The sequence below is a fragment of the Citrobacter sp. FDAARGOS_156 genome, from assembly GCF_001559235.2.
Lineage (GTDB): Bacteria > Pseudomonadota > Gammaproteobacteria > Enterobacterales > Enterobacteriaceae > Citrobacter > Citrobacter youngae.
Window position 1 is genome coordinate 2,062,002 of the sequence record NZ_CP014030.2, and the last position, 17,020, is coordinate 2,079,021.

13 protein-coding genes are annotated in these 17,020 nt (G+C 52.8%); 4 read left to right on the forward strand and 9 right to left on the reverse strand.

What is annotated here, in order from left to right:
- Positions 1-58: 58 nt before the first annotated feature.
- The 4 genes from AL515_RS09985 to poxB form a co-directional block, all read right to left on the reverse strand.
- Positions 59-1,072, reverse strand: a complete 1,014-nt coding sequence (locus tag AL515_RS09985) for an NAD-dependent epimerase/dehydratase family protein (protein WP_061067663.1) — start codon at positions 1,070-1,072, stop codon at positions 59-61.
- Positions 1,073-1,169: 97 nt separating this feature from the next.
- A complete protein-coding gene (locus AL515_RS09990) occupies positions 1,170-2,600 on the reverse strand; it encodes an SDR family oxidoreductase (RefSeq protein ID WP_061068810.1) in 1,431 nt (476 codons plus the stop codon).
- Positions 2,601-2,610: 10 nt separating this feature from the next.
- Complete coding sequence (gene ltaE / locus AL515_RS09995; RefSeq protein WP_061067664.1) at positions 2,611-3,612, reverse strand: low-specificity L-threonine aldolase; 1,002 nt, start codon at positions 3,610-3,612, stop codon at positions 2,611-2,613.
- A gap of 155 nt (positions 3,613-3,767) precedes the next feature.
- Complete coding sequence (poxB, locus tag AL515_RS10000; RefSeq protein ID WP_048212066.1) at positions 3,768-5,486, reverse strand: ubiquinone-dependent pyruvate dehydrogenase; 1,719 nt, start codon at positions 5,484-5,486, stop codon at positions 3,768-3,770.
- Positions 5,487-5,639: 153 nt separating this feature from the next.
- Here poxB and AL515_RS10005 point away from each other — a divergent pair, with 153 nt between their 5' ends.
- Positions 5,640-6,074: a DoxX family protein gene (locus tag AL515_RS10005; protein WP_048212065.1), complete on the forward strand. Its 435-nt coding sequence runs from the start codon at positions 5,640-5,642 to the stop codon at positions 6,072-6,074.
- Positions 6,075-6,161: 87 nt separating this feature from the next.
- Here the strand turns inward: AL515_RS10005 and hcr are convergent, their stop codons facing one another.
- From hcr to aqpZ, 4 genes are all read right to left on the reverse strand, one after another.
- Positions 6,162-7,130, reverse strand: a complete 969-nt coding sequence (gene hcr / locus AL515_RS10010) for an NADH oxidoreductase (RefSeq protein WP_048212064.1) — start codon at positions 7,128-7,130, stop codon at positions 6,162-6,164.
- 10 nt (positions 7,131-7,140) lie between these two features.
- Positions 7,141-8,793, reverse strand: coding sequence for a hydroxylamine reductase (hcp, locus tag AL515_RS10015; RefSeq protein WP_048212063.1), 1,653 nt, complete (start codon positions 8,791-8,793; stop codon positions 7,141-7,143).
- Positions 8,794-8,948: 155 nt separating this feature from the next.
- Positions 8,949-9,848 carry a lysine exporter LysO family protein gene (locus tag AL515_RS10020; protein ID WP_048212062.1) on the reverse strand — a complete coding sequence of 300 codons (900 nt, stop codon included), beginning with the start codon at positions 9,846-9,848 and terminating at the stop codon, positions 8,949-8,951.
- Between the two features lie 268 nt (positions 9,849-10,116).
- Positions 10,117-10,812, reverse strand: coding sequence for an aquaporin Z (gene aqpZ, locus AL515_RS10025; protein WP_048212061.1), 696 nt, complete (start codon positions 10,810-10,812; stop codon positions 10,117-10,119).
- Between the two features lie 364 nt (positions 10,813-11,176).
- Between aqpZ and AL515_RS10030 the strand changes: the two genes are divergently transcribed.
- A complete protein-coding gene (locus AL515_RS10030; RefSeq protein WP_048212060.1) occupies positions 11,177-12,835 on the forward strand; it encodes an ATP-dependent endonuclease in 1,659 nt (552 codons plus the stop codon).
- Here AL515_RS10030 and AL515_RS10035 read toward each other — a convergent pair.
- Positions 12,832-13,782, reverse strand: coding sequence for a VirK/YbjX family protein (locus AL515_RS10035; protein ID WP_048212059.1), 951 nt, complete (start codon positions 13,780-13,782; stop codon positions 12,832-12,834). The genes AL515_RS10030 and AL515_RS10035 overlap by 4 nt on opposite strands.
- 161 nt (positions 13,783-13,943) lie before the next feature.
- Here AL515_RS10035 and macA point away from each other — a divergent pair, with 161 nt between their 5' ends.
- Both macA and macB read left to right on the forward strand, forming a co-directional pair.
- Positions 13,944-15,059: a macrolide transporter subunit MacA gene (gene macA / locus AL515_RS10040; RefSeq protein ID WP_048212058.1), complete on the forward strand. Its 1,116-nt coding sequence runs from the start codon at positions 13,944-13,946 to the stop codon at positions 15,057-15,059.
- On the forward strand, positions 15,056-17,002 hold the full coding sequence (macB, locus tag AL515_RS10045; RefSeq protein WP_061067665.1) for a macrolide ABC transporter ATP-binding protein/permease MacB: 1,947 nt from the start codon (positions 15,056-15,058) through the stop codon (positions 17,000-17,002). The genes macA and macB overlap by 4 nt, the downstream gene beginning before the upstream one ends.
- Positions 17,003-17,020: the final 18 nt, after the last annotated feature.

The following is a 17,020-nucleotide window of genomic DNA, read 5'->3' on the forward strand; positions in this document are numbered from 1 at the left end:
AATTTGGGCTGGTTTTTTGTAGGCCGGATAAGGCGCTTGCGCCGCCATCCGGCAATGGTTAACGCGGCAGCTTACCGTGGTCGCGCAGCCAGGCCGCGGTACGTTCAATCCCTGCATCCAGCGTCACAATGGGCTTATAACCCAACTCTTCCTGAGCGCGGGTAGTATCCAGCGTAAAATCAAAATTTAGCTTCGAGACGCCGTAATGCGTCAGCTTTGGCTCTTTTGCCGATTTATTGCCCAAACGCTCCATGCTGCGGGCAATCATGTCCAACATCGGGTAGGGAACTGAGCGGATCCGACAATCAATATTCAGCTCGTCGATGAGCTTCTGCACAATGCTGCGCAGAGTGCGATGCTCGCCGTTGGTAATGTTGTACGCGCGACCTGAAGGCAGCTTATCGCAGGCTTGCTGACTTGCCAGCCACATCGCGTGCACTGCATTTTCGTAGTAGGTCATATCCACCAGCGCACTTCCGCCGTGCGGCAACAGGATGCTGCCATAGTGGTACATCATATGGGCCAGGCGCGGGATAAAGACCTTATCGTGTGGCCCGAACAGGCTTTGCGGACGCAATACCGTAAAACGCGTCTGCGGGTTGGCCTGCGCCAGCAACGCGATCACGTCTTCGCCAGCTGCTTTGCTGCGGGCAAATTCATTGGCGAAGCGGTGCGGACGAAAGTCCTCTTTGATATCGCGATGGTGGTGATAATCAAAATAGAGCGACGGCGAGGAGATATGAATGAAGTTACGCACGCCCCAGGCCACGGCCCACTCGCCCAGGCGGCGAGTAGCGCGAACGTTGGCCAGATCGAAGGCTTCCTGAGTTCCCCACGGTGAGGTAAAACTGGAGCAGTGCCACAGCGTGTCGATGCCGGCAAGCATCACTTTTGCCTGCGAAGAAACCAGCTCGGTCAAATCGGCATGTACAAATTCTGCGCCCATTTTTTCCAGCAGTTTGCCCATCGCTTCGTTGCGACCGGTCGCTCTGACGCTGACGCCTCTGCTGCATAAAAACTCAACCGCGTTTCGGCCTAAGCCGCTGGTGGCTCCGGTAACCAGTACCTTCATATCAATCCACTGTGTTTAAAAAACGTCGTGCGCATTCTTCCGTGAATTACGTCTGTATGCAATGGGAAACATGAAAGAATACAGTCTCTTTTTCGCATTAGTCTGTGATTTGTTCTGCAAGTTTGGCAATACGCTTCGCCATCCCTCTGAAAATGAACAGGTGGGCGGGGATCATCAACAGCCAGTAGAAGAGGCCAGGCATGCCGTGCGGATGCCACCAGGCGCGTACATCAATGCGTCGGTGATCGCCTTTATCTTCCAGTGTGAAGCTCAGGCGACCCAAACCAGGCGCTTTCATTCCAAACAGCAGCGTCAGCTGTTTCTCGGGTTCAACAATGATAACTTTCCAGCTATCGACAGTATCGCCAACCTGTAATAGCGGGTGTTGTGGTCGGCCTTTTGCCAGCTTATGGCCGACCAGCAGATCTAACGCCGCACGCGTTTTCCACAAAATGTTGCCAAAGAAGTAGCCTTCTTTGCCGCCGAGCCGGTTCACGACCTGCCACAACGCTTTTTTGCTGGCGGAGGTTTCGACGCTAAAGCCAGCCTGTTTGGCGAAATAGCCATATTCAGGACGCCAGCGGGCAAACGCCTGCGCGTCGTAACCCCAGTCGCTGGAATTGACCAGCTTTTCTTCTTCCTTCAACGTGCTGCGCACCGCGTCATCAAAGGCAATCAGCTTTTGCGGGATCAGCGCACGTAATTCGGTATCATCGGCTAACAGGTCGTGTTTCAGGCCCTGGATCAGCGCTTTGGCCGTGGTCGGCGGCACCGACGTTATGACGTTTAAAAACCAGACCGAAATCCAGCGGGTAGGAAAGGGAATGGGGATCAGCAGGCGATGTTTACCGCTGACCGCCATAAAATGTTCGAACTGCTCCTGATAGCTCAACACCTGCGGTCCGGCGGCTTCGAGTACGCGGTTATGTTGTGTGGGATGGTCTAACAACGCCACCAGGTAGTACATCAAATTCTCCAGCGCGATGGGTGTGGTACGTGAGCGCACCCAGCGCGGAGGGGTGAGTACCGGCAGGTTGTAGACCATGTCGCGCATCACTTCAAAGGCAGCAGAACCTGCCCCCACGATAATGCCCGCACGCAATTCCGTCATCGGCACGCCTGATTCACGCAAGGTGTCAGCGGTTATTTGCCGCGCACGCAGATGATCGGATTGTTCATGCCGGGGAGCCTGTAATGAGCTCAGGAAAATAAGCTGATTGACCGGTGTATTACGCAGCGCATCGCGCACGTTCATCGCCACCTGACGTTCGTGGGCGATAAAATCACCGCCTTCACCCATGCCATGGACCAGGTAATAAACCGTATCAACGCCGGTCAGCAACGGCGTAAGGTTATCTGGCCAATTCAAATCGACCTTATGGCAACTGACGTTGGCCAGTTGCTGCTTTTCCAGTCGTTCAATGCGACGTGCCGCAGCCAACACCTGATGCCCTTGCTGACTGAGCGCCTGTACCAAATGCTGACCAATGTAGCCACTGGCGCCAAGAACCAAAATCCGTTGCGGCACGCCCATCTCCTTAGCGGGTTAAAAAAGCGCGCCAGTGGGCGACGACTTCAGCAAGTTGTTCACGTGATACGTCCAGATGCATCACCAGGCGCACAATCGGCGAGGCGTTAATCAGCACGCCTTGTGCTTTCATGTATTCGCCCAGCGCGGCAGCGTGCTCTTCGCCAACACGAACAAACAGCATGTTGGTGTCGTGGCGCATGACGTCCGCCCCTGCTTCGCGCAGTTGTTCAGCCATCCAGGCTGCGTTGTCATGGTCTTCCTGCAAACGCGCCACGTTATTTTTCAGCGCATACAATCCGGCCGCCGCCAGAATGCCCGCCTGGCGCATTCCGCCGCCGGTCATTTTGCGCCAGCGAATGGCACGCTTAATGTACTCGTGGCTGCCGACCAGCAGCGAGCCTACCGGCGTTCCCAGACCTTTGGAAAGACAAATGGTGAATGAGTCGCAGTATTGCGTGACATCTTTAAGCTCACAGCCATAGGCGACGATGGCGTTAAAAATACGCGCACCGTCGACGTGCAGGGCAAGATTGCGCTCCCGGGTGAATTCCCAGGCCTCTTTCAGATACTCGCGTGGCAGCACTTTGCCGTTATGCGTGTTTTCCAGGCTGAGCAGACGGGTGCGGGCAAAATGGATATCGTCTGCTTTGATTTTTGCTGCAACTTTGTCCAGCGGCAGGGAGCCATCCGGAGCGGCATCAATGGGTTGCGGTTGAATGCTACCAAGCACCGCTGCGCCACCCGCTTCGTAGAGATAGTTATGCGCGCCCTGACCGGCGATATACTCTTCGCCGCGCTGACAATGGCTGAGCAGGGCCACCAGGTTCGCCTGAGTGCCGGTAGGTAAGAAAATTGCGGCTTCTTTGCCAGAAAGCTCGGCTGCGTATTGCTGGAGGGCATTAACGGTAGGGTCATCACCGTAGACGTCGTCCCCGACCGGGGCGGCCATCATCTCTTCGAGCATGGCGCGACTGGGTCGGGTGACGGTATCACTGCGTAAATCAATCATGGTATCTCCTTATTACACTTCATCCTTCAAGCTGCCTCGGCGTTGGCCTCACCCTCAAACCCCAGTCACATAGTATTCCTATGCTCCTGGGGATTTTCGGGCTTGCCGCCTTGATGCATCATGAATGATTTTGTGTGTGGTTTAATAAGGATGTTTTACCTGAGCCAGTTAGTTTTCGCCAGTTCGATCACTTCATCACCGCGTCCGCTGATGATTGCGCGCAGCATATACAGGCTAAAACCTTTGGCTTGTTCGAGCTTGATCTGCGGCGGGATTGCCAGCTCTTCTTTCGCCACAACGACATCGACCAGAACCGGACCATCGATTGACATGGCGCGTTGCAGCGCCTCATCAACCTCTGAGGATTTCTCCACTCGAATGCCCGTGATGCCACAGGCCTCGGCAATCCGCGCGAAATTCGTGTCGTGCAGTTCGGTGCCGTCGGTCAGATAACCGCCAGCCTTCATCTCCATCGCCACAAATCCCAGTACGCTGTTGTTGAAGACAATAATCTTCACCGGTAACTTCATTTGTACCACCGACAGAAAATCGCCCATCAGCATGCTAAAGCCGCCGTCACCGCACATTGCGACGACCTGGCGTCCCGGTTCGGTCGCTTGTGCGCCGAGCGCCTGCGGCATGGCATTGGCCATCGACCCATGGTTAAAGGATCCAATCAGGCGGCGTTTGCCGTTCATTTTCAGATAGCGTGCCGCCCAAACCGTTGGCGTGCCCACGTCGCAGGTGAAGATGGCGTCGTCAGCGGCAAAGTGGCTGATTTGCTGTGCCAGATACTGCGGGTGAATGGCTTTATCACTGGGTTTGGCTAAATCATCCAGCCCTTTACGCGCCTCGCGATAGTGTTCCAGCGCTTTATCCAGGAACTGTCGCTCGGTTTTTTCTTCCACCAACGGCAGCAGGGCGCGGAGGGTGGATTTAATATCGCCTACCAGCGCCATATCCACTTTGCTGTGTGCGCCAATGCTTGCGGGATTGATATCAATCTGAATAATTTTGGCATCAGAGGGGTAGAACGGGCGATAGGGGAACTGGGTGCCGAGCAAAACCAGCGTGTCGGCATTCATCATGGTATGGAAGCCGGATGAAAAGCCAATTAACCCGGTCATACCCACGTCGTACGGGTTGTCGTACTCAACATGCTCTTTCCCACGCAGGGCGTGAACAATCGGGGCTTTGATTTTAGCCGCAAACTCAACCAGCTCTTTATGCGCACCGGCACAGCCGCTGCCGCACATCAGGGCGATATTGCTGGAGTAGCGCAGCAGTTGCGCCAGTTTTCTCAGCTCTTCTTCTTCCGGGGTGACTACCGGGAGCGGCGCATGATACCAGTGCGTGGTGGCGCTTTCAGGGGCGGGCTTCAGCGCCACGTCGCCGGGTAATACCACCACGGAGACGCCACGGTTGAGCACCGCTTTACGCATAGCTATAGCCAGCACCTGGGGGATCTGCTCAGGGCTGGAAACCAGCTCGCAATAGTGGCTACATTCGCGGAACAACTCCTGCGGGTGGGTCTCCTGAAAATAACCGCTGCCTATCTCACTGGAGGGAATATGCGCGGCAATCGCCAGCACCGGGACATGGTTGCGGTGGCAATCAAACAGGCCGTTGATCAGGTGCAGGTTGCCTGGCCCACACGAGCCGGCACAGACGGCCAGTTCGCCCGTCAACTGCGCTTCAGCGCCCGCGGCAAAAGCGGCAACCTCTTCATGGCGGGTTGGCATCCAGTCAATCGTGCCCATACGATTCAGACTGTCACTAAGGCCATTGAGCGAGTCTCCCGTCACACCCCAAATACGTTTAACGCCAGCTTGTTCGAGTGTTTTAGCAATAAAAGCGGCAACCGTTTGTTTCATGGTTTTCCTTCTCCTCTAATGTGATACCGGTTACAAGTTTAGATGAAGATAATCGTTATGCTTCTCATTACCCCTTATTTCCGGCAGGTTTCATTTAATCTGTATTAAGCGTAGTTTGTTAATTGCACATGGTGAAACAAGGAATAAATTCAAATGGTTATAAAACTATTAAATACAGTTAACCGGGTACTGGCTCACGAAGATTTTGGCAAGTTTTTGTTACGCCTTGCTGTCGGTGGACTGATGCTGTTTCATGGGCTGCATAAACTGTTCGCGGGTATTGATGGCATCAGCGGCATGCTGATAGCGAAAGGTTTCCCGGGCTTTATTGCGTACGGCGTTCTGCTGGGAGAGGTTGTAGCGCCGTGTCTGATTATTCTTGGGATCCTGACACGCCCGGCGGCATTAGGGCTGGCGTTTACGATGGTTGTGGCATGGCTGATGGTCGGGATGGGCGAAACCTGGACACTGGATAAAACCGGTGCATGGGCGATTGAAAGTCTGGTGTACTTTTTTGTTGGCGCGATGGCGGTGGCGTTCCTGGGCGCGGGAAAATATGCCCTGGGCGGCAATTCAGCCTGGCGGTGATAAATGACCGGATGACGGTATTAATACTCCGTCCGGCCTACAACGGTTCTTGTAGGCCGGATAAGTATGCCATCCGGCAATGACTCTTTACGCAAGTACCAGATCACCCTGCGGATGACAGGAACAAGCCAGAACGTAACCTTCCGCAATTTCCGCATCGGTCAGCGTCATGGTGCTGCTGACCGTGTAGTTACCGTCAACCACTTTGGTTTTGCAGCAGCCGCAAACGCCTGCACGGCATGCGGCAACGACCGGAACCTTGTTGCTTTCCAGTGCTTCCAGTAGCGTCGTGCCCACCGGCGCATAGAACTCTTGTGCGGGTTGCAGCTTGGTGAATTTCAGACCACTGGTGGCGGCTTCGGCAACAGGTGTGAAGAACTGCTCTTTAAAGAAGCGTGTTACGCCAAGCGCTTTCACTTCTTTTTCGACCAGATCCATATACGGTGCCGGGCCACAGGTCATCACGGTACGCGAGGTCAGATCCGGGACGTTCTTCAGCAGTTCGGTGGTCAGTCGGCCGGAAACAAAACCCTGAGTGGCATTGTTTTCAGCGACTAATGTCACCGGATATTCACGCCATTCATCGGCAAAGATGACATCTTCTGGCGAGCGAACGTTGAAAATCACCTGCACGTCGGCTTGTGGACGGTACTTCGCCAACCAGCGACGCATCGACATGATTGGCGTTACGCCACAGCCGGCAGCCAGCATCAGGAACTTGTCTTCTGCTTTATCTTCACAGGTAAATTCACCCATGGCATCGGACAGCCAGATGTAGTCGCCGCGCTTCACGTCACGGGTCAGCCACTGCGAACCTGCACCCTCGTCAATGCGGCGGATGGTCAGCGTAATGTATTCGCTAACGCCCGGCGTTGAAGAAATGGTGTAAGCACGCAGCGTGTCCGCTGAATTACGTACGCTGACCAGTGCATACTGCCCGGCGCGGTACGGATAATAGTCGTGGCACAGCAACGAAATTGTCCATACATCCGGCGTTTCCTGATGGATGTGATGAACCTGCATCCGCCATGGGCACTGATGAGTTGGCATTGTCATTCTTTACTCCTTACGCGCTCAGCAGTTGCTTCATGTCTTCTTCAACGGTGGTCACGGAACGCAGACCAAATTTCTCGTTGAGAACTGCCAGCAGATCTGGCGTGAAGAAGCCAGGCGCAGTCGGGCCAGTCACGATGTTTTTCACGCCCAGCGACAGCAGGGTCAGCAGAATAACAATCGCTTTCTGTTCGAACCATGAGAGCACCAGAGACAGCGGCAGATCGTTCACGCCACAACCCAGTTTCTCCGCCAGCGTGACCGCCAGGATAATGGCAGAGTAGGCATCGTTACACTGACCGGCATCGACCAGACGCGGCAGACCTTCGATATCGCCGAATTCCAGTTTGTTGAAACGGTATTTACCACAGGCCAGAGTCAGGATCAGGCAGTCATCCGGTACGCTGGTGGCGAAATCGGTGAAGTAGTTACGTTCACCACGTGCGCCGTCGCAGCCGCCAACCAGGAAGATGTGACGTAGTTTTTCACGGCTCACCAGGTCAATCAGGGTATCAGCTGCACCCAGCAGCGTCTGACGACCGAAACCAACGGTGATCAGATGCGGAATTTCGCTGTACGGGAAGCCAGCCATCTGCTGCGCCTGAGCAATAACCGGACCGAAGTCATCACCTTCGAGGTGGCTCACACCCGGCCAACCGACGATGCTACGGGTCCAGATGCGGTCATCATATGCGCCAACGGTTGGGTCGATGATGCAGTTAGAGGTCATGACGATTGGGCCAGGGAAGCGAGCAAATTCAACCTGCTGGTTCTGCCAGCCGCTGCCGTAGTTACCGATCAGGTGTTTGAACTTACGCAGCTCCGGGTAGCCGTGCGCCGGCAGCATTTCACCGTGGGTATAAACGTTAACACCGGTGCCTTCAGTCTGCTCAAGCAGGTTGTACAAATCTTTCAGGTCGTGACCGGAGATCAGAATGCACTTACCTTCGGTTGCTTTCACGTTGACCTGGGTTGGGGTCGGGTGACCGTATTTCGTGGTTTCACCGGCATCCAGAATGCTCATCACTTTAAAGTTCATCTGGCCGATTTCCATTGAACACTCCAGCAGAGCATTCATATCGGAAGGCCAGGTACCCAGCCACGCCATGATTTTGTGGTACTGAGCGTAGATATCGTTGTCGTACTGGCCGAGAACGTGTGCGTGCTCCATGTAAGCTGCCGCACCTTTCAGACCGTACAGACACAGCAGACGCAGGCCGAGGATATTCTCGCCGATGGTCGCTTTGTCTTTGTTCGGAGTAAATTCAGCGGCCTGACGTTGCAGGTCGCCCAGATCGTCGCTGACCAGTTGCAGGTCGGCCATCGGGTTTTCAACAGTTGCGTTAGCATCAATGTTCAGGCATTGCGCTTTCAGTGCATCGCGCATGGCGATAGCTTCACGAGCATAGCCAACAATACGCGGGGAATCGAAGTTCACGTTGGTCAGCGTGGAGAAGAATGCACGCGGCGCAAAGTTATCAACCTCATGGTCGATGATGCCGTATTCACGTGCTTTCACAGCCCATGCAGACAGACCTTGTAGGGCAGCAATCAGCAGATCCTGCAGATCGGAGGTTTCAGCCGTTTTACCGCACATACCCTGCGCGTAAGAGCAGCCGTTTCCTGCCGGAGTACGGATGGTTTGTTCACATTGCACACAAAACATGGTCACACCTTTTAAAGTTATATTTGATATACATGTTTAAGGTTATGCCTGCGCGCGAAGGGATTAAAGGGATTTCTGCTACAACTTGCAGGGAGATTGATTTAGCGCAATTTTGGCGGTAGCTGACTACCGCCAGAGAGGTATTTGTCTGTGTATCAGGCGGAGAAAAAGGCCATTAACAGTGGCACTAACAGACTCAGAATAAAGCCGTGCACAATGGCTGCGGGAACCATCTCCAGACCGCCACTGCGTTGTAACACGGGCAGCGTGAAATCCATTGACGTCGCCCCGCAAAGACCCAATGCGGTTGAACGGCTGCGGACCGCCAGTCCAGGGATCAGCATAATGGCAATCAACTCACGCGCCAGGTCGTTAAAGAAGGCGGCGCTGCCAATTACTGGACCGAATGATTCGGTCAACAGAATGCCTGACAGGGAATACCAGCCAAAACCCGATGCCATCGCCAGTGCTGTTTTCAACGGCAGGCCGAGGATCAGCGCATTGATGACGCCGCCCAGCAGAGAACTGGCCACCACGACCACGGCAACAATCATGCCCCGACGGTTCAGTACAATCTGCTTTAATGTCATACCGCTGTTTCGCAGTTGGATCCCGACCAGGAATAATAAAAAGATCAGCGTATATTCGCTGGCTTCGGTCGCGTGCTGCAGCATCGACAATCCGCTAAGACCCAACAGAAAACCCAGCACCACGACGCCGCAAAGCTGTAGCGACTCAAGCGCCATCGCGATCCGGGAGGGGAGCTTCTCTTGCTGGTGGCTGTGTCGCCAGGGGAGTGAGCGCTCCAGCCACAGCAGCGCTGCGATATTACATAGCAGAATGACCGTCACACTAACGGCAGAATAATAAAGAATGGATAACAGATTACTGGCGAGATTATCCAGAAACGCCAGACTGATCCCCATAAAAAAGAGAATAAGGTAGACGATCCAACTCAACAGCCGATTGATAAGTTTTAATGCGGCTCTGTGTCGCAGCGGAATGAGGTAACCCACAATAAGGGGTACCAGAATGATTAACAGCCCTGAGAACATGAAACCCCGATCCTTGCTGAGAAGTAAGACGAAATGCACAACTATAACCTAAATAATTCAAGTTGCAGGAAGGCGGCAAGGGAGTGAATCCCCGGGAGCGTACATAAGTACGTAACTGGGGGGAGCGAGCGCAGTCAACACATCTGCAACTTGAAGTATGACGGATATACACACTACTGAAAGCAAAGAGGGGAGTAAAGTTGCAAATAAAAGGAAATATAGCGAGGAAAAAAAGGCCTGACAATTCATCAGGCCTTGTTGTTAGCGATTAATCGCGTTTTTCCAGCAGGGTGCGGTAAATAAGACCGCCGACGATCCCGCCGATAATCGGCATAACCCAGAATAACCAAAGCTGTTGTAATGCCCAGCCACCCTGGAAGATAGCAACCGCAGTACTACGAGCCGGGTTTACGGATGTATTGGTGACCGGGATACTGATCAGGTGAATCAACGTTAATGCAAGACCGATGGCAATTGGCGCAAAACCTGCCGGAGCATGTTTATCGGTCGCACCGTGGATCACTAATAAGAAACCTGCGGTCAGGACGATTTCAATTACGATGGCAGAAAGCATGGAATACCCGCCAGGTGAATGCTCACCGTAACCGTTTGAGGCGAAGCCACTGGCTGCTGCATCAAAACCGGCTTTGCCGCTGGCAATAAGATAAAGTACTGCTGCTGCTACAATGCCGCCCACAACCTGAGCAATAACATAACCAATAACGTCTTTCGCCGGGAAGCGACCACCAGCCCATAAACCGAATGTCACTGCAGGGTTAAAATGGCCACCTGAAATATGACCCACAGCGAATGCCATGGTTAATACTGTCAGACCAAAGGCCAGGGCGACACCGGCAAACCCAATACCTAACTCCGGGAAAGCCGCGGCCAGAACGGCACTACCACACCCACCAAAAACAAGCCAAAACGTGCCGAAGAATTCGGCTGCTAATTTCCTGAACATAACCACCTCAATTAAAAGTTCCGGGTTAGTTTTTCTATCCCGGTATTTCATCGCTAAAAGGGACGATGATTAAAACGCGCTTATTCTAGAAAAAAATCTCATCCCTTCGCCACTTAAATTAATAAAAAAATTTGATTTAAGGCAATGTGATGCGAATCCTTTTTGGAGTTCAGGTGAATAAAGCATAGTTCAGTTATCAGAAGTCTGATGATTGACGTCTGAAATTATATTCAAAAGTAATTTTTAAAGAGAATATTCTTAACTCTTTCGATTTATCTGCGGATGATATCGGGTGTTCTGAGCGCCCGCTTACCGTTATACTCCTGATAACTTGAAGGAAAAAGTGAGCATTTCCGGAGGCTATATGATTCTCGAACGCGTTGAGATTGTTGGGTTTCGTGGTATTAATCGGCTGTCGTTGATGCTGGAGCAAAACAACGTGCTGATTGGGGAAAACGCGTGGGGTAAGTCCAGCCTGCTGGATGCGTTAACCCTGCTGTTGTCGCCAGAGTCGGATTTGTACCACTTTAACCGCGAAGATTTCTGGTTCCCGCCGGGTGACATCCAGGGCCGGGAACATCATCTGCATATTGTCCTGACATTTCGTGAATCTCAACCGGGTCGCCATCGTGTGCGTCGATATCGCCCGTTAGAAGCGTGCTGGTCGCCGTGCCATGATAACTATCACCGTATATTTTATCGGCTGGAAGGCGAGTGCGCTGATGACGGCAGCGTCCTGACATTACGCAGTTTTCTTGATGGCGAAGGCCACCCATTACCCATCGACAATATTAACGATCAGGCGCGTCATCTGGTGCGTTTGATGCCAGTATTACGTTTACGTGATGCGCGTTTTATGCGGCGCATCCGTAATGGAACGGTGCCGGATTCCGCGGATGTTGAAGTGACTGCGCGTCAACTGGATTTTATGGCACGTGAGTTGGCCACCCGACCGCAGAATCTGACAGATGGGCAGATTCGCCAGGGGCTTTCGGCTATGGTTCAACTGCTGGAGCACTACTTTTCAGAACAAGGTTCCGGTCAATCCCGCTATCGTCTGATGCGCCGACGCTCCAACAACGAGCAACGCAGCTGGCGTTATCTGGATATTATCAACCGTATGATCGATAAACCCGGAGGGCGCACGCACCGTGTGATTCTGCTGGGACTGTTTTCTACGCTGTTACAGGCCAAAGGGTCGCTAAGACTGGATAAAGATGCTCGTCCGTTGCTACTGGTAGAAGATCCTGAAACGCGCTTACACCCCATTATGTTGTCTGTTGCCTGGCAACTGTTGAATCTGCTTCCCCTACAGCGGGTGACGACGACCAACTCTGGTGAACTGTTATCGCTTACGCCCGTTGAACATGTGGTCCGTTTGGTTCGAGAATCTTCCCGCGTCGCGGCCTGGCGACTGGGACCGGGAGGACTCAATGCGGAAGATGGGCGGCGCATTGCCTTCCATATCCGTTTTAATCGGGCGTCTTCACTGTTTGCCCGTTGCTGGCTGTTGGTGGAGGGAGAAACAGAAACATGGGTCATTAACGAACTGGCTCGTCAGTGTGGGCATCACTTTGATGCCGAAGGGATTAAAGTCATTGAATTTGCCCAGTCAGGGCTTAAACCCCTGGTGAAGTTTGCCCGCCGGATGGGAATTGAGTGGCATGTGTTGGTCGATGGCGATGAGGCGGGGAAAAAGTATGCGGCCACGGTACGCAGCCTGCTGAACGATGACAAAGAGGAAGAGCGCGAGCATTTGACCATGTTACCTGCGCTGGATATGGAACACTTTATGTACCGCCAGGGGTTCTCGGACGTTTTTCATCGGGTGGCGCAAATACCGGAAAATGTGCCGATGAATATGCGGAAAATTATAGCGAAGGCGATCCATCGCTCGTCAAAACCGGATCTGGCGATTGAAGTGGCGATGGAAGCGGGGCGACGCGGTGTTGAAGCGGTGCCAACGTTGCTGCGGAAAATGTTCTCCCGCGTGCTGTGGTTAGCACGCGGGCGAGCGGATTAGCGGCGGAACATGACTGATAACTGCGAGTGGATACTGTCGAGTAACTGATAGCGGCGGCGATATTCCGCGCGCTTCTTACTGGCAATATCTGTTTCGCTTTTACGCGCCAGCGTACGCGGAATATGATAGTAGCCATTGCTGTCACATTCGCCGCCAACTGACTCCCAAAATGAATTGTAGTCAGAAAGAATAACCTTGTTTTTATCATGGTAACGCTGGCTGCGAAAAATATGCTGGTCATTGCTGACGGCCAGTACTTGTTCAATATTCAATTGTTCTGCAAAACGACAAATAGCTTCCATTACAATACGTTTAGGAAACAAACCATGGCATGATTTTGTCGCTTTTTGAATTTCTTCGTGCGGCATTAATCGGTTACCCCCCTGCAAGCCACCAATAAAAAGCGCGCTGCGCCCTTCATAGTTGCACAGGGTGAAGGTCATTTCTGCTAATGTCTCGCCCTCACTATTACGGACAAGAATGGTACTTTCACCTTCTTTATCCAGGGCAATAAATGATGACATTATAATGGTGTATATTGCGCTGTCTTTGCCTTCAATTTGTGCCAGTTGTAACCCATCGGCACTTAAATAATCATTAAATTCTGTCGATGAAAAAGCGTTGCGAATAACATTGTAATGAAAACGCACAGCATCGAGTTTTGTTTTACGGTCAAGGTTTACTGCGAGATACGCGCGATGCAGGCGAACCGGTATACGGGGTTGGATCGCGAGAATTTTTTCGAGATCCGGCCATTGCGCCAGCTCAGCCATCCATTCACGTGTTAATCGTGGCATCAGCAATGAGCGCCATACAAACTTACGGCGAAAGCTTCGTTGATGCCAAAATTTACCTGGCCGCCATTGTCCGGTTGTCAGACGACAAAAAAGACTAAAACTTGTGGCGGGTCTGGAAGAATGAAAAGTGCTTTCTGTTAGCTGGCTCATAATAACAATCCAATAGATACTCTGATACCAATTTCAGCACAGTGGACCTTAACGGTTCATCAATAACTCTGTTATTCTTTGCACTTTTCAACGTCTGTTAATTTATCGTTGATGGTTATCACTCCACTCTGGTAGGCGTATTGGGGGACACTGGGACATTTATGAAGCTCAAGGGAAAAATTAAAAAACGTTATTTTCTGCTCGCCATCATCATTATTGTGGCGATGATTTCACTTTGGCGAACGCTTAATGCGCCACTACCACAGTATCAAACGTTAATTGTACGTCCAGGCGATCTCCAGCAAAGTGTGCTGGCTACCGGGAAACTGGATGCGTTACGCAAAGTTGATGTTGGTGCACAAGTGAGTGGGCAGTTAAAAACGCTGTCAGTAGCCATCGGCGATAAAGTTAAAAAAGATCAGTTGCTCGGCGTTATCGATCCTGAGCAGGCGCAAAACCAAATCAAAGAAGTAGAAGCGACGCTCATGGAGCTGCGGGCTCAGCGTTTACAGGCCGAAGCTGAGTGGAAACTGGCGCGCGTAACGCTTTCTCGTCAGCAACAACTGGCGAAAACGCAGGCGGTTTCGCAGCAGGATCTCGACACGGCAGCGACCGAAATGGCGGTCAAGCAGGCACAGATTGGCACTATTGATGCACAAATTAAGCGTAATCAGGCTTCCCTTGATACGGCAAAAACGAACCTCGATTACACGCGAATCGTCGCGCCAATGGCGGGTGAAGTGACGCAAATCACCACCCTCCAGGGGCAAACCGTGATTGCCGCCCAGCAAGCACCCAACATTTTGACGTTGGCAGATATGGGCACCATGCTGGTAAAAGCGCAGGTCTCCGAGGCAGATGTTATTCACCTGCAGCCAGGCCAAAAAGCCTGGTTCACTGTGCTGGGCGATCCGCAGACACGGTATGAAGGCGTGCTCAAAGATGTCCTGCCGACGCCTGAGAAGGTGAATGACGCCATTTTCTACTACGCCCGCTTCGAAGTGCCTAACCCGAAAGGGATCCTGCGCCTTGATATGACCGCGCAGGTGCACATCCAGCTTACAGACGTTAAAAATGTACTGACGATCCCGCTGTCGGCGTTGGGCGATCCTATTGGCAACAACCGCTATAACGTCAGGCTGCTGCGCAATGGTGAAACCCGCGAGCGCGAGGTGGTCATCGGTGCCCGTAATGATACCGACGTAGAGATTGTGAAAGGGTTGGAAGAGGGTGATGAAGTTATCACCGGTGAGGGTAAAGCGGGAGTAGCACAATGACGGCATTGCTTGAGTTGAGCAATATCCGCCGTAGTTACCCGTCAGGCGAGGGACAGGTTGAGGTATTAAAGGACGTTTCCTTACGCATTCAGGCCGGTGAAATGGTGGCGATTGTCGGGGCGTCAGGCTCGGGTAAATCGACGCTGATGAACATTCTGGGATGCCTGGACAAGCCGACCAGTGGAACCTATCGGGTTGCGGGGCGGGATGTTTCTACACTGGATAGCGATGCGTTAGCGCAACTGCGGCGTGAGCATTTCGGCTTTATCTTCCAGCGTTATCATTTGCTGTCACATTTAACGGCGGCACAAAACGTAGAGGTCCCGGCGGTGTATGCCGGGACTGAACGTAAGCAGCGTCTGGCGCGTGCTCAGGAATTACTTCAGCGCCTGGGATTGGGCGACCGGGTTGATTATCAGCCTTCCCAGCTTTCCGGTGGTCAGCAGCAACGTGTCAGTATTGCGCGTGCGTTGATGAATGGTGGTCAGGTTATTCTGGCCGATGAACCCACTGGCGCGTTGGACAGCCACTCCGGCGAAGAGGTGATGGCTATTCTGCATCAGCTACGCGATCGCGGGCATACGGTAATTATCGTCACGCACGACAGCCAGGTTGCCGCCCAGGCAGAACGCGTCATTGAAATTCGTGATGGCGAGATTGTGCGTAATCCACCACCACAAAAAACCACTGCCGGACGTGATATTGATGAACCAACGGTGACGACGGCTTCTGGCTGGAGCCAGTTTGTCAGCGGTTTTCGTGAAGCATTGACCATGGCATGGCTGGCCATGGCCGCCAACAAGATGCGTACACTGCTCACAATGCTGGGTATTATCATCGGTATCGCTTCGGTGGTGTCGATTGTGGTGGTGGGCGATGCGGCAAAACAGCTGGTGCTGGCAGACATCCGGGCGATTGGTACGAATACTATCGATATCTATCCGGGCAAAGATTTCGGTGATGACGACCCACAATATCAGCAGGCGCTGAAGTATGACGATTTAGTCGCGATTCAGAAGCAACCCTGGGTCAGTTCCGTTACGCCTGCGGTATCGAAGAACCTACGCCTGCGCTATGGCAATATTGATGTCGCCGCCAGCGCAAACGGCGTTAGCGGTGATTACTTCAACGTCTATGGCATGACGTTTAGTGAAGGCGCTACCTTTAATGCAGAACAGCTGGCGGGGAGGGCGCAGGTGGTGGTGCTTGACAGCAATACCCGACGTCAGTTGTTCCCCAGCAAAGCAAAAGTGGTGGGTGAGGTTATTCTGGTGGGAAATATGCCAGCCACCGTTATTGGCGTCGCGGAAGAAAAACAATCGATGTTTGGCAGCAGCAAGATCCTGCGCGTCTGGCTGCCATACAGCACCATGTCAGGGCGGATCATGGGGCAATCGTGGTTAAACTCTATTACCGTGCGGGTAAAAGAGGGTTTTGATAGCGGCCAGGCTGAGCAGCAACTCACCCGTCTGTTATCGTTGCGTCATGGCAAAAAAGATTTCTTCACCTGGAACATGGATGGCATCTTGAAAACCGCCGAAAAAACCACACGTACATTACAGCTCTTTCTGACGCTGGTGGCGGTGATTTCGCTGGTGGTGGGCGGGATCGGTGTGATGAACATTATGCTGGTATCGGTGACAGAGCGTACGCGTGAAATCGGTATTCGGATGGCCGTGGGTGCGCGGGCCAGCGATGTGTTACAACAGTTCTTAATTGAGGCTGTGCTGGTGTGTCTGGTGGGCGGCGCGCTCGGCATCAGTTTGTCGATGTTAATTGCCTTTACGTTACAGCTGTTCCTGCCCGGGTGGGAAATTGGTTTCTCTCCTGTCGCGCTGCTAACGGCTTTCCTGTGTTCAACCGCCACCGGAATTTTGTTTGGCTGGCTTCCGGCCCGTAATGCAGCGCGTCTGGATCCCGTTGATGCTCTGGCACGAGAATAACGCGTTGTATTGCATAAG